The sequence below is a fragment of the Variovorax sp. P1_H2 genome (genome assembly GCF_056405295.1).
In genome coordinates, this window is record NZ_JBFUCJ010000035.1 from 22,915 (window position 1) to 45,100 (window position 22,186).

Here is a 22,186-nt window from a genome sequence, read left to right on the forward strand (position 1 = left end):
GGCTGCGGCTTTACAGCAGGTGGGCGACGCCGGCCTGCTCGTCCTGCAGTTCCTTGAGCGTCTTGTCGATGCGCTCCTGGCTGAAGGCGTCGATCGCGAGGCCCTCGACCAGCTTGTACTCGCCGTTCTCGCAGGTGACGGGGAAGCCGAACATGGTGTCCTTCGGAATGCCGTACTGGCCGTCCGACGGAATGCCCATCGTGACCCACTTGCCGTTGGTGCCCAGGGCCCAGTCGCGCATGTGGTCGATCGCGGCGTTGGCAGCCGAGGCGGCCGACGACAGGCCACGGGCCTCGATGATGGCGGCGCCGCGCTTGCCGACGGTCGGCAGGAASGTGTTGGCGTTCCATTCCTGGTCGTTGATCATCTTGGCGACGCTTTCGCCGTTGATGGTGGCGAAGCGGTAGTCGGCRTACATCGTGGGCGAGTGGTTGCCCCAGACGGTCAGCTTCTCGATGTCGGCCACCGGCTTGCCGGTCTTGGCGGCGAGCTGGCTGGCGGCGCGGTTGTGGTCCAGGCGCAGCATGGCGGTGAAGTTCTTGCGCGGCAGGTCGGGGGCGCTCTTCATTGCGATGTAGGCGTTGGTGTTGGCCGGGTTGCCGACCACCAGCACCTTGACGTTGCGGCTGGCGACGGCGTTCAGGGCCTTGCCTTGCGCGGTGAAGATGGCGCCGTTGACGGCCAGCAGCTCGGCGCGTTCCATGCCCGGGCCGCGCGGACGCGAACCGACCAGCAGCGCGTAGTCGGCATCCTTGAAGGCGGTCATCGGGTCGCCGTGGGCTTCCATGCCGGCCAGCAGCGGGAAGGCGCAGTCGTCGAGCTCCATCATCACGCCCTTGAGCGCCTTCTGGGCCTTCTCGTCGGGGATCTCGAGCAGTTGCAGGATGACCGGCTGGTCCTTGCCCAGCATTTCGCCGGAGGCGATGCGGAACAGCAGGGCGTAACCGATTTGGCCAGCGGCACCGGTGACGGCAACGCGAACAGGCTTTTTGCTCATGGGAAAACTCCAGGAAATGATTACAACGGTGCACGGCCGCGGAGTGCGGCCACGAGGTCGGGCCGGGACACGTGGCCCGGCCTTTTGGCCGTCTTTGATTTTATGCCGATTTGCGGTTTCGGTGGCGCCTGTCTTATGTCTTATATAAGATATCGGCCCGAAGCACCTTCGCGGTGCACTCCCGAAACCCCATGGCCACCTCCCCCACCCCTGTCGCCGAGCCCTCCACGCCGTCGTTCAGTCCGCTCTACCAGCAGATCAAGTCGCTGATTCTGCAGAGCCTGCACGCCGGCGAATGGAAGCCCGGCGAGCCGATCCCGAGCGAGATCGATCTGGCCGCCCGCTTCCGGGTCAGCCAGGGCACGGTGCGCAAGGCGATCGACGAACTGTCGGCCGAAAACCTCGTGGTGCGCCGCCAGGGCAAAGGCACCTTCGTCGCGACCCATGCCGAGCAGCATGTGCAATACCGATTCCTCAAGCTGGTGCCCGACAGCGGCGACGCCGACAGCGAAGGTCCGGCCGAGCGCGAGATCGTCGACTGCAAGCGCCAGCGCGCCTCGGCCGATGTCGCCCGCGCATTGGCCTTGCGCACCGGCGACACCGTGCTGCAGGTGCGGCGCGTGCTGGCCTATCGCGGCACGCCGACCATCCTCGAGGAGCTCTGGCTGTCCGGCACGCAGTTCAAGGGCCTGACCGCGGAGCGGCTCACCGCCTGGCGCGGCCCGATGTACGCGCTGTTCGAGACCGAATTCGGCGTCCGCATGGTGCGCGCCGAGGAAAAGATCCGCGCCGTGCTGCCCGATCCGGCCCAGGCGGCGCTGCTGGCAGTCGACACCTCGACCCCGCTCCTGAGCGTGGAGCGCGTCGCCTACACCTACCACGACACGCCGATGGAGCTGCGCCGCGGGCTCTATCGCACCGACACCCACCACTATCGAAACGACCTCGGCTGAGAGCGCCCGGCCCGCGCAGCAACCGATCTTCGCAGTGCGATGAGCGGACAGCGAAAGCCGCGCGATGGTGCATTGCAATAGAATTTTGAGTTGTTTGCTTTTCGCCGAAGAACAAGTAGCCCCTCGTAAAACCCGAAAGCCCCCATGACAGAGCTGGCCACCCCACCCCGACAACCGCGGCGAGAGTTCCGCAATATCAACCCGCTGTCCGACCTGACCACCTACCGGTTGCCGCCGGCGGGCATCGTGTCGATCCTGCACCGCATCAGCGGCGCGCTGATGTTCCTGCTGCTGCCCTTCATCGTCTGGATGTTCGACACCTCGGTCTCCTCCGAAATTTCCTTCGCCCGCTTCAAGGCCGCCTTCAACAGCGGCCTTGGCTTCGTTCCGGGCTGGTTCCTCAAGCTCGTGGCATTGGCGCTGATCTGGGCCTACCTGCACCACTTCATCGCCGGCCTGCGCCACATCTACATGGACGTGAACCATCACGCGGTGGACAAGAAGTCCGGCAACAGCACCGCCCTCGCCACGCTGGCCCTGAGCATCCTGCTGACCGTCGTTCTTGGCGCCAAGCTGTTCGGCCTCTATTGAATCCGCTCCGGCATCGCGGCCGCAACTGAATAGGAAATTGACCATGTCCGTGAACTACGGCTCCAAGCGCATCGTCGTCGGTGCGCACTACGGATTGCGCGACTGGCTCAGCCAGCGCATCACCGGCGCCCTGATGGCGCTGTTCACCGTCATCCTGCTGGCGCAGCTGATCTTCACGCGCGGCCCGATCGGCTACGACCTGTGGGCCGGCATCTTCGCCGCCCAGTGGATGAAGGTGCTCACCTTCGTGGTGATCGCCTCGCTGCTCTATCACGTCTGGGTCGGCATGCGTGACGTCTGGATGGACTATGTCCAGCCGGTCGGCATCCGCCTGCTGTGCCAAGTTTTCACCATCGTCTGGCTTGTGGGTTGCGCGGGTTGGGCCATTCAAGTGCTCTGGAGGCTGTAACCCCATGTCTTACACAAAAGAACAAATCACCACGCGAAAGTTCGACGTTGTCATCGTCGGTGCCGGCGGCTCCGGCATGCGTGCCTCGCTGCAACTGGCGCGCGCCGGCCTCAACGTGGCCGTGCTGTCCAAGGTGTTCCCGACCCGTTCGCACACCGTCGCGGCCCAGGGCGGCGTCGGCGCCTCGCTCGGCAACATGAGCGAGGACAACTGGCACTACCACTTCTACGACACGATCAAGGGCTCCGACTGGCTCGGCGACCAGGACGCGATCGAGTTCATGTGCCGCGAGGCACCGAAGGTGGTGTACGAGCTCGAGCATTTCGGCATGCCCTTCGACCGCAATCCGGACGGCACGATCTACCAGCGCCCGTTCGGCGGCCACACCGCCAACTACGGCGAGAAGCCGGTGCAGCGCGCCTGCGCCGCGGCCGACCGCACCGGCCACGCGATGCTGCACACGCTCTACCAGAAGAACGTCGAGGCCCGCACCCAGTTCTTCGTCGAATGGATGGCGCTCGACCTGATCCGCGACGCCGAAGGCGATGTGGTCGGCGTGACCGCGCTCGAGATGGAAACCGGCGACCTGCACATCCTGCAGGCCAAGACCGTGCTGCTGGCCACGGGCGGCGCGGGCCGCATCTTCGCGGCCTCGACCAACGCATTCATCAACACCGGCGACGGCCTCGGCATGGCGGCCCGCTCGGGCATTCCGCTGCAGGACATGGAGTTCTGGCAGTTCCACCCGACCGGCGTGGCCGGCGCCGGCGTGCTGCTGACCGAAGGCTGCCGCGGCGAAGGCGCGATCCTGCTCAACAGCAACGGCGAGCGCTTCATGGAACGCTACGCGCCGACCCTGAAGGACCTGGCGCCGCGCGACTTCGTCTCGCGCTCGATGGACCAGGAAATCAAGGAAGGGCGCGGCTGCGGCCCCAACAAGGACTACGTGCTGCTGAAGCTCGACCACCTCGGTGCCGAGACCATCCACAAGCGCTTGCCCTCGGTGTACGAGATCGGCGTCAACTTCGCCAACGTCGACATCACCAAGGAGCCGATCCCGGTGGTGCCGACCATCCACTACCAGATGGGCGGCATTCCGACCAACATCAACGGCCAGGTCGTGATCCAGAAGGGCGAAGAGAACAGCGCCGTGGTGAACGGCCTGTACGCGGTCGGCGAATGCTCCTGCGTCAGCGTTCATGGCGCCAACCGGCTGGGCACCAACTCGCTGCTCGACCTGCTGGTGTTCGGCCGTGCGGCCGGCAACCACATCGTCGAGTTCAACGACAAGCTGAAGGAACACAAGCCGCTGCCGGCCGATGCCGCCGACCGCACGCTGGAGCGCCTGAACCAGCTCGAGGCCTCGACCTCGGGCGAGTACGCCCAGGACGTCGCCAACGAGATCCGCTCGGTGATGCAGCAGCACGCGGCCGTGTTCCGCAAGCAGGCGTCAATGGACGAAGGCGTGCAGAAGATCGCCGATGTGCGCAAGCGCGTCGCCGCGGTCACGCTCAAGGACAAGTCGCGGATCTTCAACACCGCGCGCATCGAAGCGCTGGAAGTCGACAACCTGATCGAAGTGGCGCAGGCCACGATGGTCTCGGCCGCCGCCCGCAAGGAATGCCGCGGCGCCCACACGGTCGAGGACTACGAGCGCCCGGCCGACGATCCGGTCGCCCCGCTCGGCCGCGACGACGCCAACTGGATGAAGCACACGCTCTGGTACAGCCAGGACAACCGCCTCTCCTACAAGCCGGTCAAGCTGCAGCCGCTGACGGTGGCCTCGGTGCCGCCCAAGGTTCGGACATTCTGAGAACTTGCGGGACAGACCGCAGTGGCGCACCGCGCCACAAGCTCTGTCCCCAACTGACTAAAGGTATCCCACGATGAAGCGCACATTCCAGATCTACCGCTACGACCCGGACAAGGACGCCAAGCCCTACATGCAGACCGTCGAGATCGAACTCGACGGCCACGAGCGGATGCTGCTCGACGCCCTGATGAAGCTCAAGGCGCAGGATCCGTCGCTGTCGTTCCGCCGCTCCTGCCGCGAAGGCGTCTGCGGCTCGGATGCAATGAACATCAACGGCAAGAACGGCCTGGCCTGCCTGACCAACATGCTGACGCTGAAGGGCACGATCGTGCTCAAGCCGCTGCCCGGCCTGCCGGTGATCCGCGACCTGATCGTCGACATGACGCAGTTCTTCAAGCAGTACAACTCGATCAAGCCGTATCTGCAGAACGACACCGTGCCGCCCGAGAAGGAGCGCCTGCAGTCGCCCGAGGAGCGCGACGAGCTCAACGGCCTGTACGAGTGCATCCTGTGCGCGAGCTGCTCGACCAGCTGCCCGAGCTTCTGGTGGAACCCCGACAAGTTCGTCGGCCCGGCCGGCCTGCTGCAGGCCTACCGCTTCATCGCCGACAGCCGCGACGAAGCGACCGGCGAGCGCCTCGACAACCTCGAGGACCCGTACCGCCTGTTCCGCTGCCACTCGATCATGAATTGCGTCGACGTCTGCCCGAAGAACCTGAATCCGACCCGGGCGATCGGCAAGATCAAGGAACTGATGGTGCGTCGCGCCATCTAGTTGCTGGAGCCCCACGATGCCAGCCACCGACGACCTTTCCGAGCCGATCAGCGTGCGCGCGCTGAGCAAGCTCAAATGGCGCTGCCGGCGCGGCTTGCTCGAGAATGACCTGTTCATTGCCCGCTTCTTCGAACGGCACGAGGCAAGCCTGACCCGCGGGCAGGCACAGGCACTGGAGACATTGATGGACCTGTCGGACAACGACCTGCTCGACCTCCTGCTCGCGCGAAAGGAGCCTGAGCCCGGATGGGCCGGGGCCGAGGTGGCCGAACTGCTGCAGCTGATGCGCAGCGATGGTGCGCAATCCCTATCTTCCTGATCCATTCTTTGAAAGACACTCGAAATGAAAGCATCCGAGAACAAGGCCACGCTGTCGTTCAGCAACGGCGGACAGAACGTCGAGCTACCGATCTACAAGGGCACCCTCGGCCCTGATGTGATCGACATTCGCAAGCTCTACGCCCAGACGGGCATGTTCACCTACGACCCGGGCTTCATGTCGACGGCCTCGTGCGAATCGGCCATCACGTACATCGACGGCGACAAGGGCGAGCTGCTGTACCGCGGCTACCCGATCGAGCAGCTCGCGACCAACTGCGACTTCCTCGAGACCTGCCACCTGCTGCTGTACGGCGAGCTGCCCGACCAGGCCAAGAAGACCAACTTCACCAAGCTCGTGACCAACCACACGATGGTCAACGAGCAGATGCAATTCTTCCTGCGCGGCTTCCGCCGCGATGCCCACCCGATGGCGATCATGACCGGCCTGGTGGGCGCGCTGTCGGCCTTCTATCACGACAGCACGGACATCAACAATCCGAAGCACCGCGAGATCGCCGCGATCCGCCTGATCGCCAAGATGCCGACGCTGGTCGCCATGGCCTACAAGTACACCGTGGGCCAGCCCTACATGTACCCGAAGAACGACCTCAGCTATGCGGGCAACTTCCTGCACATGATGTTCGCGACGCCGTGCGAAGAGTACAAGGTGAGCCCGGTGCTCGAGCGCGCGCTCGACCGCATCTTCATCCTGCACGCCGACCACGAGCAGAACGCATCGACCTCGACCGTGCGCCTGTGCGGCTCGTCGGGCACCAACCCCTTCGCGGCGATCGCAGCCGGCGTGGCCTGCCTCTGGGGCCCGGCCCACGGCGGCGCCAACGAGGCGGCGCTCAACATGCTCTACGACATCCAGAAGGCTGGCGGCGTCGAGAAGATCGGCGAGTTCATCAAGCAGGTCAAGGACAAGAATTCCAACGTCAAGCTGATGGGCTTCGGGCATCGGGTCTACAAGAACTACGACCCGCGCGCCAAGCTGATGCAGGAAACCTGCAAGGAAGTGCTGGGCGAACTGGGCCTGGAAAACGACCCGCTGTTCAAGCTCGCAATGGCGCTCGAGAAGATCGCCCTGGAAGACGAGTACTTCGTCTCGCGCAAGCTCTACCCGAACGTCGACTTCTACTCGGGCATCGTGCAGCGCGCGATCGGCATCCCGGTGCCGCTGTTCACCGCCATCTTCGCGCTCGCGCGCACGGTGGGCTGGATCGCCCAGCTCAACGAGATGATCGGCGACCCCGACTACAAGATCGGCCGCCCGCGCCAACTCTTCGAAGGCTCGGCCAAGCGCGACGTCAAGCCGATCTCCCAGCGCTGATTGCCGAACGGCCCTCACCCAGGAAAGCTGCCTTCGGGCAGCTTTCTTGCGTCTTGGCTGACACAGCGGCCCGGGCGGACCGAATAGCGTGGGCTCCTCATCCCAACGAAGGAGTTCCACCATGAAGAAGCTTGCAGCGCTGATCACCGTTGCCTTTGCCTTCGCCGTGCCGCTGGCCGCTTGCAACACCATGAAGGGCGCCGGCCAAGACATCCAGAAGGGCGGCCAGAAGTTGGAAGACGCCGCGCAGAAGAAGCAGTAATTCCGGGTCGCGGCGCTCATCGCGCCGCGGCATCAAAGCCATCTCCGATCACGATGGCTTCTTGCATGAAACTGAGGGAAAATTCAGGCCTCCATCTCTGAACGAGATGCCAAAGCCCCGATGACCTCCTCTGAACGCAGCTTCGCCCGCCGCATCGACCTGACGTCGCTGCAGTTGTTCGTGGCCGTCTGCGAACTTGGCAGCATCGGCCGCGCGGCGGAGCGAGAGTTCATCGCGGCATCGGCCATCAGCAAGCGGCTGTCCGACCTCGAGGCCACCCTCGGCACCCCCCTGCTCTACCGCCATGCGCGCGGCGTCGACCTGACGCCGGCCGGCGAGAGCCTGCTGCACCATGCGCGCTCGGTGCTCTACAGCCTCGAGAAGATGCAGGGCGAACTCAGCGAGTACGCCGACGGCGTGCGCGGCCATGTGCGGGTGCACGCCAACATCTCCGCCATCGTGCAGTTCCTGCCCGAGGACCTCGGCGCCTTCACGCGCGCCCACGACGCGATCAAGATCGACCTCGAGGAACACCTGAGCAGCGAGGTCGTTCGGGCCGTCCACGAGGGCGCGGCCGACCTTGGCGTCTGCCACCTGGCCGAAGGCAGCACGGAACTGCAAAGCCTGCCCTACCGCGACGACGCGCTGGCGCTGATCGTGCCAGCGGGCCACGCCCTGGCGTCCGTCCGCACCATCGACTTCATCGACTCGCTCGACTTCGACCACGTCGGGCTGCACACCAACAGCTCGATCTACGTCGCCATGCACCAGGCCGCGCTGGCCGCCAATCGCAGCATCCGCCTGCGCATCCACGTGACCGGCCTCGACGCGATGTGCCGGATGATCGAGAACGGCCTCGGCGTCGGCGTGATGCCGCTGCGCGCCTTCGAGCTGATGCAGGGCGGCATCGGCCGCGGCCTGACCAGCGTGGCGCTCAACGACCCCTGGGCCGCACGGCAGATCCGGCTCATCGCGCGCGACTTCTCGACCCTGCCGGTCGCTGCCCGCACGCTGGTCAAGCACCTGCACACACCCGCTGACGCGACACCCGCGCAGCTCGCCGCATAAGACAATCACCTCCCCACGAAAGAGACTTCCATGGCACGCACGCTCTACGACAAACTCTGGGACGAACACGTCGTCCACACCGAGGAAGACGGCACCGCGATCCTCTACATCGATCGCCACCTGGTGCACGAAGTGACCAGCCCGCAGGCCTTCGAAGGGCTGCGCGAAGCCGGCCGCAAGCTGTGGCGCATCAGCTCGGTGGTGGCCACGGCCGACCACAACACGCCGACCACCGGCTGGGAGCGCGGCTACGACGGCATCGCCGACCCGACCAGCAAGGAACAGGTCACGACCCTGGACAGCAACATCAAGGAATTCGGCGCCGCCGCCTTCTTTCCGTTCCTGAGCAAGCGCCAGGGCATCGTGCACGTGATCGGGCCCGAGTCGGGCGCCACCTTGCCCGGCATGACTGTGGTCTGCGGCGATTCGCACACCTCCACGCACGGCGCCTTCGGCGCGCTGGCGCACGGCATCGGCACCAGCGAAGTCGAGCACGTGATGGCGACCCAGACCCTGCTCGGCAAGAAGGCGAAGAACATGCTCGTGAAGGTCGAGGGCAAGTTGCCGCTCGGCTGCACCGCCAAGGACATCGTGCTCGCGATCATCGGCAGGATCGGCACCGCGGGCGGCACCGGCTACACCATCGAATTCGCCGGCTCGGCGATCCGCGACCTCAGCATGGAAGGCCGCATGACGGTCTGCAACATGGCGATCGAGGCCGGTGCGCGCGCCGGGCTGGTGGCGGTCGACGAGAAGACCATCGCCTACGTCAAGGGCCGTCCGCTGGCGCCGACCGGCGTCGAATGGGACCAGGCGGTCGCCTATTGGAAGACGTTGCAGTCCGACCCCGGCGCGCACTTCGACCTCGTGGTCGAACTCGACGCCACGCAGATCAAGCCGCAGGTCACCTGGGGCACCTCGCCCGAGATGGTGGTGCCGATCGATGGCCGCGTGCCCGACCCCGACAAGGAAAAGGACGCCGGCAAGCGCGGCGCGATCGAACGCGCCCTGGTCTACATGGGACTGGAACCCAACAAGCCCATGAACGACATCTTCATCGACAAGGTGTTCATCGGTTCCTGCACCAACAGCCGCATCGAGGACATGCGCGAGGCCGCGGCGGTGGTCAAGAAGCTCGGCCGGAAGGTGGCGAAGAATGTCAAGCTCGCGATGGTCGTGCCGGGCTCCGGCGTGGTGAAGGAACAGGCCGAGCGCGAAGGGCTCGACCAGATCTTCAAGGCCGCGGGCTTCGAATGGCGCGAACCCGGCTGCTCGATGTGCCTCGCGATGAACGCCGACCGCCTCGAGCCCGGCGAGCGCTGCGCCTCGACCAGCAACCGCAACTTCGAAGGCCGCCAGGGCGCCGGTGGCCGCACCCACCTCGTGAGCCCTGCGATGGCCGCTGCCGCGGCCGTGCACGGCCACTTCGTCGACGTCCGCCAATTCGCCTGAGAAATCACCATGCAGAAATTCACCGTACACAAGGGCCTCGTGGCGCCGCTGGATCGCGAGAACGTCGACACCGACGCGATCATCCCGAAGCAGTTCCTCAAGTCGATCAAGAAGACCGGCTTCGGCCAGAACCTGTTCGACGCCTGGCGCTATCTCGATCCGGGCGAACCGGGCCAGGATCCGGCGTCGCGCAAGCCGAACCCCGATTTCGTGCTGAACCAGCCGCGCTATGCCGGCGCATCGATCCTGCTGGCGCGCCAGAACTTCGGTTGCGGCTCGTCGCGCGAGCATGCGCCCTGGGCGCTCGACCAATACGGCTTTCGCGCGATCATCGCGCCGAGCTATGCGGACATCTTCTTCAACAACAGCTTCAAGAACGGCCTGCTGCCGATCGTGCTGCCCGAGGCGCAGGTCGCTCAATTGTTCGACCAGACCTTCGCCTTCCCGGGCTACAGCCTGACGATCGACCTCGAGCGCCAGGTGGTCATCAAGCCGGACGGCGGCGAATTCGCCTTCGACGTCCAGGCCTTCCGCAAGTACTGCCTGGTCAACGGCCTCGACGACATCGGCCTGACGCTGCGTCACAAGGACAAGATCAAGGCCTTCGAGGCCGCGCGCCTGGCCCAGAAGCCCTGGCTGGCGCACACGATGCTCGACGCCTGAAAGACATGTGGCCCCCACGCTCGGCACTGCGTGTCCTCGCTGCCCCCCCGAGGGGGYCGCAGGCCGCCTTGGGGCGGCCCGGCGCCGGCCTGGTGGCCCCCACGCTCGKCACTGCGTGTMCTCGCTGCCCCCCGAGGGGGYCGCAGGCCGCCTTGGGGCGGCCCGGCGCCGGCCTGAAACCCTCCCGTTTAACCGTAACCTCCGTACAAACCCCTCATGAAAATCGCAGTCCTCCCCGGTGACGGCATCGGCACCGAAATCGTCGCCGAAGCCATCCGCGTGCTCGAAACGCTCGATCTCAAGTTCGAGATGGAGTCGGCCCTGGTCGGCGGCGCGGCCTACGAAGCCCATGGCCACCCGCTGCCGGAATCGACGCTGAAGCTGGCCAAGGAAGCCGATGCCGTGCTGTTCGGCGCCGTCGGCGACTGGAAGTACGACAAGCTCGAACGCTCGCTGCGCCCCGAACAGGCCATCCTGGGCCTGCGCAAGAACCTCGGCCTGTTCGCCAACTTCCGCCCGGCCATCTGCTACGAGCAGCTGGTCGGTGCCTCCAGCCTCAAGCCCGAGCTGATCGCAGGCCTGGACATCCTCATCATTCGCGAGCTGACCGGCGACATCTACTTCGGCCAGCCGCGTGGCCGCCGCACCGCGGTCGACGGTCACTTCCCAGGCGCCGAGGAAGCCTTCGACACCATGCGCTACTCGCGCCCCGAGGTCGAGCGCATCGCCCACGTCGCCTTCCAGGCGGCCCGCAAGCGCAGCAAGCGCGTGACCAGCGTCGACAAGGCCAACGTGCTCGAGACCTTCCAGTTCTGGAAGGACATCGTGACCGAGGTCGGCAAGGAATATCCGGACGTCGAACTCGACCACATGTACGTCGACAACGCAGCCATGCAGTTGGTCAAGGCACCGAAGAAATTCGACGTCGTGGTCACCGGCAACATGTTCGGCGACATCCTGTCGGACGAGGCGGCGATGCTGACCGGATCGATCGGCATGCTGCCCTCGGCCTCGCTGAATGCCAGCAACCAGGGCCTCTACGAGCCCAGCCACGGCAGCGCGCCCGACATTGCGGGCAAGGGGGTTGCCAATCCTTTGGCTACAATCCTGTCTGCTGCCATGATGCTTCGCTTCTCCCTCAACCAGCCCGAGGCTGCCGACCGGATCGAGTCGGCGGTTCAATCCGTGCTGGCGCAGGGGCTGCGCACGGCAGACATCTGGTCCGCGGGCACCACCAAGGTCGGGACGCGCGAAATGGGCGACGCCGTGGTGGCTGCCATCACCAAAAAGACGATTACCGGCTAAACCAGCCCGCTTCGTCACGCCCTCCCCGGCTCTGACGAGCCGGGCGCGAAGAGAAGACAGTTTCTTTTTTCACAAGGGCAATTTGAAATGGCGAACGCAAATCAACCTCTGGTCGGCCTCGTGGGCTGGCGCGGCATGGTCGGCTCGGTCCTGATGGACCGGATGCAGGCCGAAGGCGACTTCGGACTGATCGAGCCGGTCTTCTTCTCGACTTCCAATGCCGGCGGCAAGGCCCCGGCGATGGCCAAGAACGAAACCACGCTGAAGGACGCCCACGACATCGAGGCCCTGAAGAAGTGCGACATCGTCGTCACGGCCCAGGGCGGCGACTACACGACCGAGGTGTTCCCTAAGCTGCGTGCCGCCGGCTGGAAGGGCCACTGGATCGACGCGGCCTCGACGCTGCGCATGAACGACGACGCGATCATCGTGCTCGATCCAGTCAACCTGCCGGTGATCCAGAACGCGCTCGCCAAGGGCGGCAAGAACTGGATCGGCGGCAACTGCACCGTCAGCTGCATGCTGATGGGCGTCGGCGCGCTCTACAAGGCCGGCCTGGTCGAGTGGATGACCAGCATGACCTACCAGGCGGCCTCGGGCGGCGGCGCCCAGCACATGCGCGAACTGCTGACCCAGTTCGGCACGATCAACGCCGAGGTGCGCTCCCTGCTCGACGATCCGAAGTCGGCCATCCTCGAGATCGACCGCAAGGTGCTGGCCAGGCAGCAGTCGCTGAGCGCGGCTGAAACGGCGAACTTCGGCGCACCGCTGGGCGGCAGCCTGATCCCCTGGATCGACAAGGACCTGGGCGACGGCATGAGCAAGGAAGAATGGAAGGGCGGCGCCGAGACCAACAAGATCCTCGGCCAGGGCGCGCAATTCGGCACCGCGGCGACGCCGGTCGACGGCTTCTGCGTTCGCATCGGCGCGATGCGCTGCCACAGCCAGGCGCTGACCTTCAAGCTCAAGAAGGACGTCCCGGTGGCCGACATCGAAGCGCTGATCGCCGCCGACAACGAATGGGTCAAGGTGGTGCCGAACACCCGCGAAGCGACGGTCAAGGACCTGACGCCGGTCGCGGTCACCGGCACCATGACGATCCCGGTCGGCCGTGTCCGCAAGCTGGCGATGGGACCGGAATACGTCGGCGCCTTCACCATCGGCGACCAGCTGCTGTGGGGCGCGGCCGAACCTCTGCGCCGCATGCTGCGCATCCTTCTGGAAGCTTGAGCCATTGCTTCGCGCCCTCTTCGGAGGGCGCGCCGTTGCGGCGGTGCAACGGCAAATGCATGACGAAGTTTGCACGCACTGGGGAGGCAAGCCTTGTCGCCTTGTCAGTGTCGAGTGTTGATGTTAACGTCCCCTTACACTTTTGGGCCGAGCTGCCCCTAACAGCATGACACGACAATCGTTGCCTGCGGCCCGCCTTTTGGCCCCCCCCCCGAGTTCGACGATCCCTGGCCGGAGTCAACTCACGCTGGTCAGCGCGGCGGTGGCCTTGGCTCTGGGCGGTTTCGCCGCCGACGCCAGCGCGCTCGCACTGGGACGGCTGAACGTGCAGTCGGCGCTGGGCGAACCGCTGCGGGCCGAAATYGAGATCACCGAGATCACGGCCGCCGAGGCCGACAACCTCAAGGTCAACATCGCCTCCACCGAGGCTTTCCGCGCCGCCGGCGTTCCTTACAACGCCGCCCTGTCGGACGTCCGGGTCGGCGTCCAGAAACGCCCGGATGGCCGCTACGTGGTGCGCCTCAGCAGCAATCGGCTGTTGAGCGAACCCTTCGTCGACCTGCTGCTCGAGGCGAACTGGAGCTCGGGCCGTATCGTCCGCGACTACACGGTCCTGCTCGACCCGCCGGCCAGCCGTCAGGCTGCGGCCCAGGTCGCTCCGACAGCACCCCAGATCGCCCCGCAGCGTGTCGCGCCGGCTGTCGTGCAGGCAGCTCCAAGCCGGCGCGAACGCCCGGTCGCCACGGCACCTGCCGCGCCCGCGGCCCCGGCGGACAGTGGCACGGTTCGCACCGGCAGCAGCAGCGAGCAGGTCAAGGTCCAGCCGGGCGATACCGCCGGCAAGATCGCCGCCGCCTACAAGCCGGCCGAGGTCTCGCTCGACCAGATGCTCGTGGCCCTGCTGCGCGCCAATCCGAACGCCTTCATCGGCGGCAACGTCAACCGGATCAAGGCCGGGGCCGTGCTCGAGGTGCCCGGCGCACCCCAGGCCGAAGCCATCCCGGCGTCCGAAGCCCGCCGGACGGTCACCGCGCAGAGCCAGGACTTCGGCGAATACCGCCGTCGTCTGGCCGACAACGCGCCGACCTCGCGGGTCGCCGATGCCGACCGCCAGACCTCGGGCAAGCTGCAGGCCAATGTCGAGGACCGCAATGCGGCCAATGCCGCGAGCGACAAGCTCAAGATCTCTCAGGGCATCGCCCCGGGACGCCCGACCGAGGAGCAGATCGCCCAGGCGCGCCAGGCGCAGGCCAGCAACGCGCGCGTTGCCGAGCTGTCGAAGAACATCTCGGAACTGAACAAGATCCAGGCCGCCAGCGGCGCCGTGCCGGCCGCGGCCAGTCCGGGCCCGGCGCCTGCTTCCGCCGCACCGGCCGCCACCCCCCGCCCTGCCTCCGCAGCAGCGCCGGCAGCAGCACCTGCAACAGCGCCCGCCGCAGCGCCGGCAGCCGCAACACCGGCGACTCCGGCACCGGCGGCCACACCTGCCGCTTCGACACCTGCGCCTGCACCTGCACCTGCGCCTGCGCCTGTAGCCGCCCCTGCCGCCCCCGCGGCTTCTTCCGCAGCCCCGGCAGTGGCTGCTGCCGCCTCCGCCCCGGCCGCCGCACCCGCGGTGACCGCGCCGGCGGCGGCCGCCAAGCCGGCCGCCAAGGCACCGCCCCCGCCGCCGCCCGCGCAGCCGAGTTTCTTCTCCGAGCTGCTCGACAACCCGCTGATGACCGGCGCCGCCGCGCTGATCGCCCTGCTGATCGGTGTCCTGCTCTACCGCGTGCTCGGCCGCAAGCGCCGCGATGCCGGAGACAGCGTGTTCATCGAAAGCCGGATTCCCAAGGACTCCTTCTTCGGCGCCAGCGGCGGCGAGTCGGTGGACACCAAGAACCGCGGCAACTCCGTCGTGTCGTCGCTGTCGTATTCGCCGAGCCAGCTGGATGCCGGCGACGTCGACCCGGTGGCCGAGGCCGATGTCTACCTGGCCTACGGCCGCGACCTCCAGGCCGAGGAAATCCTGCGCGAGGCCCTGCGGGTCAATCCCGAACGCACCGCGATCCATCTCAAGCTGCTCGAGATCCATGCCAAGCGCCGCGACCTGCGCGCCTACGAAGCGCTCGCGGCCGACGTCCACAAGCTGACCGGAGGCACAGGCAGCGAATGGAACCGCGTGGTCGAGCTCGGCAAGGACCTCGATCCGGGCAATCCGCTCTACGAGAGCGGCAGCCGCAACGGTGTGTCCGCCGCCGAAGCCGCCGCCTTCGCCGGCACCCTCGCCGCCGCCAGCGCCCCAGTGCCGCTCGCACCGGCGCCCGCACCCGTGAAGGAAGCTCCGCCGCCGGCCTTCGTGCCGTCGGTGGCGCCTCTGGACTTCGATCTCGACCTGAACCCACCGCCGGCAACGACCGCCCCGGCCCCGGTCACGGCCAGCTTGCCCCTGACCCCGGCGGCGGCGCCGAAGCCGTTCCAGGCGATCGCCCCCGAGTTGCCGAGCACCGTCACCGCGCCGCTCAACGGCCACACGCCGACCCGCCCGATTCCCAGCCGCCTCGACCTCGAGAACGACTTCGATACCGCCCCTGGCGCCCTCGAGCCGCTCGCGCGTGAAGAGTCGCAGCCCGACGAGGAGCGCACCCAGCCCGCCCCCCTGCGCGCCGGCCTGCCCTCCGATTCAGGCTTCATCGAATTCGACATGAGCTCGCTGGCCGGCCTGTCGAACCGCACCCCGCCCGACACCGAGCGCGGCCGCCTCGAGGCGATCGACGACAGCGGCGAAAACCCGCACGCGATCAAGCTCTCGCTGGCACGCGAACTGAAGGCGCTCGGCGACGTCGAGGGTGCCCGCTCGCTGGTCGAGGAAGTGGCCGCCGAAAGCGCCGGCGACATCAAGGCCGAAGCCAAGCAACTGCTCGGCCAGTTGCGCTGAGCGGCCATGCGGCCGCCGATTCTGCTGTGAGGCTGGCCCTCGGCATCCGCTACAACGGACAGGCCTACCAGGGCTGGCAAAGTCAGCTCTCGGGCCGCACGGTGCAAGACAAGCTCGAGGCGGCGCTGAGCCAGTTCGCCGCCCAGCCGATCTCGACCCTGTGCGCCGGCCGCACCGACACCGGCGTCCACGGCCTGATGCAGGTGGTGCACTTCGATACCTCGATCGAGCGCCGGCCCATCTCCTGGGTCCGCGGCACCAACCGCTTCCTGCCGCCCGACATCGCCGTGCAATGGGCGCAGCCGGTGCCCGACCCATTCCACTGCCGGGCCAGTGCGTTGACCCGCCGCTACCTGTACGTGCTGTCGCAATCGCCGGTCCGCCCGAGCCTCGACGCCGGCCGGGTCGGCTGGTCGATGCGTGCGCTCGACGGCGATGCGATGCGCGCCGCCGCCACCGTGCTGGTGGGACAGCACGATTTCAGCTCATTCCGCGCCTCGGCCTGCCAAGCCCGCTCGCCGGTCAAGGACCTGCGCCGCATCGAGATCACGCGCCACGGCGAGGGCGAGCGCTGCCGCTGGCATTTCGAGTTCGAGGCCGACGCCTTCCTGCACCACATGATCCGCAACATCATGGGCTGCCTGGTGCGCATCGGCCACGGCGATGCGGCGCCCGAATGGATGGCCGAGGTGCTGGCCGCGCGCAGCCGGGTGGTCGCGGCCCCCACCTTCTCTGCCGCCGGACTCTACTTCCTGGGACCGCTGTACGACGCCGGCTGGGGCCTGCCGCCCGAGGCGACGCTGCAGGCCGACCGCGCTGCGTATGATGGCCCGCCATGACCACTCCCGCCGCCTTCCCGCTCCCCCGCACCCGCGTCAAGATCTGCGGCCTGACGCGTGAGGCCGACGTCGACGCCGCGGTCGAGGCCGGCGCGGACGCGGTCGGCTTCGTGCTCTATCCCGCCAGCCCGCGTGCAGTGACGGCCGAGCGCGCCGCCGCACTGGCCGGGCGGCTGCCGCCCTTCGTGACGCCGGTGCTGCTGTTCGTCAACACGTTGGCGCCAGCGACCCTCGATGCGCTGGCGCGCGTGGCCGGCGCCATGGCCCAGTTCCACGGCGACGAGACGCCCGAACAGTGCTGGGAAGCCAGTGGCCGCGGCGCCCACCGTTACATGCGGGCGGCCCGGATTCCGCTCGGCGCCGCCGGGGCTTCCTTCGACCTCGTAAAATACGCGTCCGATTACTCCCGCGCCCAGGCCATCCTGCTCGACGCCCATGTCGAAGCCTATGGCGGTGGCGGCAAGGCATTCGATTGGTCACTTCTTCCACCCGCCGTCGACGCTCACCTCGTCTTGAGTGGTGGGCTCGCACCTGCAAACGTGGGCGATGGCATTCGTCGGCTGCGGACGCGCTGCAAGTCGTTGTCCGTTGACGTGAGTTCGGGCGTCGAGGCCGCCAAGGGCCTCAAGGACGCCGCGAAGATCCGCGAATTCGTGGCCGCCGTCCGGACGGCCGATGCCCTTTCCTAGCTGGCGCGCCGCCTCGATCCGCGGGCGCCGGCCCAACGAAGCTAGACCATGGACACCTACCAGCAACCCGACGCCAGCGGCCATTTCGGCATCTACGGCGGCACTTTCGCGAGCGAGACGCTGACCCACGCGATCAGCGAACTGCGCGATGCCTACGCCCGGTACAAGGACGACCCCGAGTTCCTCGCCGAATTCCACTACGAACTGGCCCATTTCGTGGGCCGCCCGTCGCCGATCTACCACGCGGCGCGCACCAGCCGCGAGATCGGCGGCGCCCAGATCTACCTCAAGCGCGAGGACCTGAACCACACCGGCGCCCACAAGGTCAACAACACCATCGGCCAGGCGATGCTCGCCAAGCGCATGGGCAAGCCGCGCGTGATCGCCGAAACGGGCGCCGGCCAGCACGGCGTGGCGACCGCCACCATCTGCGCCCGCTACGGGCTCGAATGCGTGGTCTACATGGGCAGCCAGGACGTCAAGCGCCAGAGCCCGAACGTCTACCGCATGAACCTGCTCGGCGCCACCGTGGTGCCGGTCGAGTCGGGCAGCAAGACCCTGAAGGACGCCCTCAACGAGGCGATGCGCGACTGGGTCACCAACGTCGAGAACACCTTCTACATCATCGGCACGGTGGCCGGCCCGCACCCCTATCCGATGATGGTGCGCGACTTCCAGAGCGTGATCGGCACCGAGTGCATCGCGCAGATGCCGGCGATGCTGGCGGCGCAGGGCATCACCGGCGAGGCCGAGGGCAAGCAGCCCGACGTGGTGGTGGCCTGCGTGGGCGGCGGCAGCAACGCGATGGGCATCTTCCATCCGTACATCCCGTTCGAACGCACGCGCCTGATCGGCGTCGAGGCCGCCGGCGAAGGTCTGGACAGCGGCAAGCATTCGGCCTCGATCCTGCGCGGCAGTCCGGGCGTGCTGCACGGCAACCGCACCTACCTGCTGCAGAACGACGACGGCCAGGTCACCGAGACCCACAGCATCAGCGCCGGCCTGGACTATCCGGGCGTCGGCCCCGAGCACGCCTATCTGGCCGACATCGGCCGCGCCGAATACGTCGGCATCACCGACAGCGAGGCGCTGGAGGCCTTCCACTACCTGTGCCGCACAGAAGGCATCATCCCGGCGCTCGAGTCGAGCCACGCCTTCGCCTACGCGATGAAGCTGGCAAAGACGATGCGGCCGGACCAGTCGATCCTGGTCAATCTCTCGGGCCGGGGCGACAAGGACATCGGCACGGTGGCCGACCTCTCGGGCGTCGATTTCTACGACCGGCCGTCGATGCGCGGCCTCCAGGTGAAGGGAGGCAAGTGATGAGCCGCATTGCCGCCACCTTCGAAGCCTTGCAGAAACAGGGACGCAAGGCACTGATTCCCTACGTCACGGCCGGCTTCCCTTACGCCGACATCACGCCCGCGCTGATGCACGGCATGGTCGCGGCCGGTGCCGACGTGATCGAGCTCGGCGTTCCGTTCTCCGACCCGATGGCCGACGGCCCGGTGATCCAGCAGGCCGGCGAGGCCGCGCTGGCGCTCGGCGTCGGCATGAAGCAGGTGCTGGCCATGGTGACCGCCTTCCGCGAGACCGACACCGCCACGCCGGTGGTGCTGATGGGCTACGCCAACCCGGTCGAGCGCTATGACGGCGTGCACGGCAAGGGCGCCTTCATCCGCGACGCCGCGGCCGCCGGCGTCGACGGCCTGCTGGTGGTCGACTACCCGCCCGAGGAATGCGAGGACTTCGCCGCCGCCCTGCAGGCCCGCGGCATCGACCTGATCTTCCTGCTGGCGCCGACCAGCACCGACGAGCGCATGGCCCAGGTCGGCCGCATCGCGACGGGCTATGTCTACTACGTCTCGCTGAAGGGCGTGACCGGTGCCGGCCACCTCGACACCGATGCGGTCGGCCGGATGATCCCGCGGATCCGCCGGCACGTGAGCGTGCCGGTCGGCGTCGGCTTCGGCATCCGCGATGCACGCACGGCCCAGGCGGTCGGCGCGAGCGCCGACGCGGTCGTGATCGGCACCCGCATCATCCAGCTGATCGACGGCCAGCCCCGCGACGCCGTGGTGCCGCGGGTGCGCGAATTCCTGGCCGAGATCCGCCAGGCGCTCGACGCCCTGCCCGCCGCCACGCCCCAGCCCCCGGCTGGCGGATAATCCATGCCCACACAAGGAAACTTTATGACCCCCGCGCTGCGCACTTCGTGTCTTCGCTGCCCCCCTGGGGGGTGCGTTTCACCTTGGGGCGGCCCGGCGGTGAAACCATGAGCTGGCTCGAAAAACTGCTTCCCCCCAAGATCACGCCGACCGATCCGAGCGAGCGGCGCCAGATGCCCGAGGGCCTCTGGATCAAGTGCCCGAGCTGCGAGACGGTGCTCTACAAGACCGACCTGGAACACAACCAGAACGTCTGCCCGAGCTGCGGCCACCACCACCGCATCGGCGCCCGGGCCCGGCTCGACGCCTTCCTCGACCCCGAGGGCCGCTACGAGATCGGTCAGGAGGTGCTGCCGGTCGACGCCCTGAAGTTCAAGGACAGCCGCAAGTACCCCGAGCGGCTCAAGGAGGCGCTCGAGAACACCGGCGAGACCGACGCCCTGGTGGTCATCGGCGGCTCGGTGCACAGCATCAACGTGGTGGTCGCCTGCTTCGAGTTCGACTTCATGGGCGGCAGCATGGGCAGCGTGGTCGGCGAGCGCTTCGTGCGCGGCGTCGAAACGGCCATCGAGCAGAAGGTGCCCTTCATCTGCTTCACCGCCACCGGCGGCGCGCGGATGCAGGAAGGCCTGCTTTCGCTGATGCAGATGGCCAAGACCAACGCGGCGCTGACYCGCCTGGCCAAGAAGGGCCTGCCCTATATCAGCGTGCTGACCGACCCGACCATGGGCGGTGTGAGTGCCGGCTTCGCTTTCGTCGGCGACGTCGTGATCGCCGAGCCCAAGGCGCTGATCGGTTTCGCGGGCCCGCGCGTGATCGAGTCGACCGTGCGCGTGACCCTGCCTGAAGGCTTCCAGCGTGCCGAGTTCCTGCAGACCAAGGGAGCGATCGACTTCATCTGCGATCGCCGCGAACTGCGCAAGACGATTGCCAGCACGCTGGCGATGCTGCTGCGCCAACCCGCCGACGCGGTGGACTAGGCTCGCCCCCCAGGTTGCCCGGCACTTCGTGTCCGGGCGCCCACCCCCTACCGGGGGGCAACACCAGCGGCCCGGCAAAGCCGGTTCCGCGGTGTTTCACCAACGGGCCTGGCTACGCCGGCCGCAGCGCTCCTCAACCGAGAGTGAAAGTCGCTTGCATCAGGTTGCCGAGGATGATGGCAACGACCTGCAGCAGCACGATCACGGCCAGCACCGACAGGTCGACACCGCCGATCAGCGGGATGAAGCGGCGCAGCGGCCGAACCAGCGGTTCGGCCAGACGCGCGATCAGGTCGTGCAGCATCGACGACGCGCTCGGCACCCAGGACAGCACGGCATGGACGATCAGCAGCGCGGTCAGCCCCGACACCGCGAGTTGCAGCAGACCGACCACTGACACCAGCGGCAGCACGGCCCAGCGCCCGACGCCGCCCAGCAGCAGCCACAGAAGCAGGAACTTCGCCAGCACCAGCAGCCAGGCGGCCACCGCACTGGCCAGGTCCCAGCGCTTGGCCGACGGGATCACGCGGCGCAGCGGCAGCACGATCCAGTCGCTGACCGCGAACACGAAACGCCCCAGCGGATTGCCGAAAGGCACCCGGTGGTATTGCATGTAGAGACGCAGCAGGCAAGCGCCGCCCAGGAGGCCGACGATCACGTCGAGCAGGAACGAGGGGATCTGATAGAACATGGCGCGTGGTCGTGAAGGAATGCGATGATAGCCACGCAAAGGTTCATCGATGACGACACAACCCCTTCTGCGCTCCCTCCCTTTGTTCCCGCTCGGCACGGTGCTGTTTCCCGACGGCCTGCTGCCCTTGCGGATCTTCGAGGTCCGCTACCTCGACATGATCGGGCGCTGCCACAAGAACGGTGCACCCTTCGGCGTCGTCAGCCTGACGCAGGGCACGGAGGTGCGCCGCGCCGGCGCCGAAGCCGAGGCCTTCGCGGAGGTCGGCACGCTCGCCGTGATCCGCGAGTTCGATGCCCCGCAGGCCGGCCTGCTGCAGATCGAATGCGTCGGCACGCAGCGTTTTCGCGTGCGCACCAGCGAACTGCAGAAATACGGCCTCTGGACCGCCGAGGTCGAGGCCGTCGCCGACGACAAGCCGCTGGCACTGCCCGAAGACCTGCAGCACACCGCCGACGCGCTGCGGCGCCTCGTCGACACCCTCGAGGAGCGGCGCCGCCTGGAAGGCGACGACAGCGTCCGGCTGCCGATCGGCGAACCGCACCGTTTCGAGGATTGCGGCTGGGTTGCCAACCGCTGGTGCGAACTGCTGCCGATGCAGACCGAACTCAAGCAGCGCCTGATGGCGCTCGACAGTCCGTTGATGCGCCTGGAACTGGTCAGCGACCTGCTCGTGCGGGCCGGCATCACGAAGTAGCGCCGCCCGTTAAAATGGCGGGTTGCGCGCTTT

At 67.2% G+C, this 22,186-nt stretch carries 22 protein-coding genes; 20 read left to right on the forward strand and 2 right to left on the reverse strand.

Going from position 1 to position 22,186, the window contains the following annotated elements; all coding sequences use genetic code 11:
* Positions 1 to 10: 10 nt before the first annotated feature.
* Positions 11 to 997: a malate dehydrogenase gene (locus AC1D2E_RS14540; protein ID WP_478198049.1), complete on the reverse strand. Its 987-nt coding sequence runs from the start codon at positions 995 to 997 to the stop codon at positions 11 to 13.
* 191 nt (positions 998 to 1,188) lie between these two features.
* On the opposite strand from AC1D2E_RS14540, the gene AC1D2E_RS14545 reads away from it, so the two are divergent.
* The 19 genes from AC1D2E_RS14545 to accD all read left to right on the forward strand — a co-directional run bounded on the left by AC1D2E_RS14545 (position 1,189) and on the right by accD (position 20,765).
* On the forward strand, positions 1,189 to 1,950 hold the full coding sequence (locus tag AC1D2E_RS14545) for a GntR family transcriptional regulator (protein ID WP_478198050.1): 762 nt from the start codon (positions 1,189 to 1,191) through the stop codon (positions 1,948 to 1,950).
* Positions 1,951 to 2,094: 144 nt separating this feature from the next.
* The gene (sdhC, locus tag AC1D2E_RS14550; RefSeq protein ID WP_478198051.1) at positions 2,095 to 2,541 is read left to right on the forward strand and encodes a succinate dehydrogenase, cytochrome b556 subunit; all 447 of its coding nucleotides are present in this window, start codon (positions 2,095 to 2,097) and stop codon (positions 2,539 to 2,541) included.
* Between the two features lie 43 nt (positions 2,542 to 2,584).
* Positions 2,585 to 2,950 (forward strand): succinate dehydrogenase, hydrophobic membrane anchor protein, encoded by a 366-nt coding sequence (sdhD, locus tag AC1D2E_RS14555; RefSeq protein WP_478175662.1) that lies wholly within the window; start codon positions 2,585 to 2,587, stop codon positions 2,948 to 2,950.
* A 4-nt stretch (positions 2,951 to 2,954) separates the two neighbouring features.
* A complete protein-coding gene (sdhA, locus tag AC1D2E_RS14560) occupies positions 2,955 to 4,763 on the forward strand; it encodes a succinate dehydrogenase flavoprotein subunit (RefSeq protein WP_478175663.1) in 1,809 nt (602 codons plus the stop codon).
* Positions 4,764 to 4,836: 73 nt separating this feature from the next.
* Complete coding sequence (locus tag AC1D2E_RS14565) at positions 4,837 to 5,538, forward strand: succinate dehydrogenase iron-sulfur subunit (RefSeq protein ID WP_478175664.1); 702 nt, start codon at positions 4,837 to 4,839, stop codon at positions 5,536 to 5,538.
* A 16-nt stretch (positions 5,539 to 5,554) separates the two neighbouring features.
* Positions 5,555 to 5,857: an FAD assembly factor SdhE gene (locus tag AC1D2E_RS14570; RefSeq protein WP_478198052.1), complete on the forward strand. Its 303-nt coding sequence runs from the start codon at positions 5,555 to 5,557 to the stop codon at positions 5,855 to 5,857.
* A 24-nt stretch (positions 5,858 to 5,881) separates the two neighbouring features.
* Positions 5,882 to 7,192: a citrate synthase gene (gltA, locus tag AC1D2E_RS14575; protein WP_478198053.1), complete on the forward strand. Its 1,311-nt coding sequence runs from the start codon at positions 5,882 to 5,884 to the stop codon at positions 7,190 to 7,192.
* A 121-nt stretch (positions 7,193 to 7,313) separates the two neighbouring features.
* The gene (locus AC1D2E_RS14580; RefSeq protein WP_477665423.1) at positions 7,314 to 7,454 is read left to right on the forward strand and encodes an entericidin A/B family lipoprotein; all 141 of its coding nucleotides are present in this window, start codon (positions 7,314 to 7,316) and stop codon (positions 7,452 to 7,454) included.
* Between the two features lie 120 nt (positions 7,455 to 7,574).
* Positions 7,575 to 8,522, forward strand: coding sequence for a LysR substrate-binding domain-containing protein (locus tag AC1D2E_RS14585; RefSeq protein ID WP_477665424.1), 948 nt, complete (start codon positions 7,575 to 7,577; stop codon positions 8,520 to 8,522).
* Positions 8,523 to 8,552: 30 nt separating this feature from the next.
* Positions 8,553 to 9,974: a 3-isopropylmalate dehydratase large subunit gene (leuC, locus tag AC1D2E_RS14590; RefSeq protein WP_478198054.1), complete on the forward strand. Its 1,422-nt coding sequence runs from the start codon at positions 8,553 to 8,555 to the stop codon at positions 9,972 to 9,974.
* Between the two features lie 9 nt (positions 9,975 to 9,983).
* The gene (gene leuD / locus AC1D2E_RS14595; RefSeq protein WP_478175669.1) at positions 9,984 to 10,637 is read left to right on the forward strand and encodes a 3-isopropylmalate dehydratase small subunit; all 654 of its coding nucleotides are present in this window, start codon (positions 9,984 to 9,986) and stop codon (positions 10,635 to 10,637) included.
* 216 nt (positions 10,638 to 10,853) lie between these two features.
* Positions 10,854 to 11,942, forward strand: a complete 1,089-nt coding sequence (leuB, locus tag AC1D2E_RS14600) for a 3-isopropylmalate dehydrogenase (RefSeq protein ID WP_478198055.1) — start codon at positions 10,854 to 10,856, stop codon at positions 11,940 to 11,942.
* A gap of 87 nt (positions 11,943 to 12,029) precedes the next feature.
* Complete coding sequence (gene asd, locus AC1D2E_RS14605) at positions 12,030 to 13,172, forward strand: aspartate-semialdehyde dehydrogenase (protein WP_478198056.1); 1,143 nt, start codon at positions 12,030 to 12,032, stop codon at positions 13,170 to 13,172.
* 262 nt (positions 13,173 to 13,434) lie between these two features.
* A complete protein-coding gene (locus AC1D2E_RS14610) occupies positions 13,435 to 16,089 on the forward strand; it encodes a FimV/HubP family polar landmark protein (protein WP_478198057.1) in 2,655 nt (884 codons plus the stop codon).
* 26 nt (positions 16,090 to 16,115) lie between these two features.
* The gene (gene truA, locus AC1D2E_RS14615) at positions 16,116 to 16,928 is read left to right on the forward strand and encodes a tRNA pseudouridine(38-40) synthase TruA (RefSeq protein WP_478175673.1); all 813 of its coding nucleotides are present in this window, start codon (positions 16,116 to 16,118) and stop codon (positions 16,926 to 16,928) included.
* Positions 16,925 to 17,617, forward strand: a complete 693-nt coding sequence (locus tag AC1D2E_RS14620; protein ID WP_478198058.1) for a phosphoribosylanthranilate isomerase — start codon at positions 16,925 to 16,927, stop codon at positions 17,615 to 17,617. The genes truA and AC1D2E_RS14620 overlap by 4 nt, the downstream gene beginning before the upstream one ends.
* Before the next feature lie 48 nt (positions 17,618 to 17,665).
* Positions 17,666 to 18,940: a tryptophan synthase subunit beta gene (gene trpB / locus AC1D2E_RS14625; protein WP_478198059.1), complete on the forward strand. Its 1,275-nt coding sequence runs from the start codon at positions 17,666 to 17,668 to the stop codon at positions 18,938 to 18,940.
* Positions 18,940 to 19,785 (forward strand): tryptophan synthase subunit alpha, encoded by an 846-nt coding sequence (gene trpA / locus AC1D2E_RS14630; protein ID WP_478198060.1) that lies wholly within the window; start codon positions 18,940 to 18,942, stop codon positions 19,783 to 19,785. The genes trpB and trpA overlap by 1 nt, the downstream gene beginning before the upstream one ends.
* A gap of 107 nt (positions 19,786 to 19,892) precedes the next feature.
* Complete coding sequence (accD, locus tag AC1D2E_RS14635) at positions 19,893 to 20,765, forward strand: acetyl-CoA carboxylase, carboxyltransferase subunit beta (RefSeq protein ID WP_478175677.1); 873 nt, start codon at positions 19,893 to 19,895, stop codon at positions 20,763 to 20,765.
* Between the two features lie 133 nt (positions 20,766 to 20,898).
* Here accD and AC1D2E_RS14640 read toward each other — a convergent pair whose 3' ends face one another.
* Complete coding sequence (locus AC1D2E_RS14640) at positions 20,899 to 21,456, reverse strand: YggT family protein (protein ID WP_478198061.1); 558 nt, start codon at positions 21,454 to 21,456, stop codon at positions 20,899 to 20,901.
* A 49-nt stretch (positions 21,457 to 21,505) separates the two neighbouring features.
* Between AC1D2E_RS14640 and AC1D2E_RS14645 the strand changes: the two genes are divergently transcribed.
* Positions 21,506 to 22,153 carry an LON peptidase substrate-binding domain-containing protein gene (locus AC1D2E_RS14645; protein ID WP_478198062.1) on the forward strand — a complete coding sequence of 216 codons (648 nt, stop codon included), beginning with the start codon at positions 21,506 to 21,508 and terminating at the stop codon, positions 22,151 to 22,153.
* Positions 22,154 to 22,186: the final 33 nt, after the last annotated feature.

Excerpts from the sequence above, each read along its gene's own strand:
- AC1D2E_RS14545 (WP_478198050.1), top strand. The coding sequence starts at position 1,189 with ATGGCCACCTCCCCCACCCCTGTCGCCGAGCCCTCCACGCCGTCGTTC.
- sdhC (WP_478198051.1), top strand. The coding sequence starts at position 2,095 with ATGACAGAGCTGGCCACCCCACCCCGACAACCGCGGCGAGAGTTCCGC.
- sdhD (WP_478175662.1), top strand. The coding sequence starts at position 2,585 with ATGTCCGTGAACTACGGCTCCAAGCGCATCGTCGTCGGTGCGCACTAC.
- sdhA (WP_478175663.1), top strand. The coding sequence starts at position 2,955 with ATGTCTTACACAAAAGAACAAATCACCACGCGAAAGTTCGACGTTGTC.
- AC1D2E_RS14565 (WP_478175664.1), top strand. The coding sequence starts at position 4,837 with ATGAAGCGCACATTCCAGATCTACCGCTACGACCCGGACAAGGACGCC.
- AC1D2E_RS14570 (WP_478198052.1), top strand. The coding sequence starts at position 5,555 with ATGCCAGCCACCGACGACCTTTCCGAGCCGATCAGCGTGCGCGCGCTG.
- gltA (WP_478198053.1), top strand. The coding sequence starts at position 5,882 with ATGAAAGCATCCGAGAACAAGGCCACGCTGTCGTTCAGCAACGGCGGA.
- AC1D2E_RS14580 (WP_477665423.1), top strand. The coding sequence starts at position 7,314 with ATGAAGAAGCTTGCAGCGCTGATCACCGTTGCCTTTGCCTTCGCCGTG.
- AC1D2E_RS14585 (WP_477665424.1), top strand. The coding sequence starts at position 7,575 with ATGACCTCCTCTGAACGCAGCTTCGCCCGCCGCATCGACCTGACGTCG.
- leuC (WP_478198054.1), top strand. The coding sequence starts at position 8,553 with ATGGCACGCACGCTCTACGACAAACTCTGGGACGAACACGTCGTCCAC.
- leuD (WP_478175669.1), top strand. The coding sequence starts at position 9,984 with ATGCAGAAATTCACCGTACACAAGGGCCTCGTGGCGCCGCTGGATCGC.
- leuB (WP_478198055.1), top strand. The coding sequence starts at position 10,854 with ATGAAAATCGCAGTCCTCCCCGGTGACGGCATCGGCACCGAAATCGTC.
- asd (WP_478198056.1), top strand. The coding sequence starts at position 12,030 with ATGGCGAACGCAAATCAACCTCTGGTCGGCCTCGTGGGCTGGCGCGGC.
- AC1D2E_RS14620 (WP_478198058.1), top strand. The coding sequence starts at position 16,925 with ATGACCACTCCCGCCGCCTTCCCGCTCCCCCGCACCCGCGTCAAGATC.
- trpB (WP_478198059.1), top strand. The coding sequence starts at position 17,666 with ATGGACACCTACCAGCAACCCGACGCCAGCGGCCATTTCGGCATCTAC.
- trpA (WP_478198060.1), top strand. The coding sequence starts at position 18,940 with ATGAGCCGCATTGCCGCCACCTTCGAAGCCTTGCAGAAACAGGGACGC.
- AC1D2E_RS14640 (WP_478198061.1), bottom strand. The coding sequence starts at position 21,456 with ATGTTCTATCAGATCCCCTCGTTCCTGCTCGACGTGATCGTCGGCCTC.
- AC1D2E_RS14645 (WP_478198062.1), top strand. The coding sequence starts at position 21,506 with ATGACGACACAACCCCTTCTGCGCTCCCTCCCTTTGTTCCCGCTCGGC.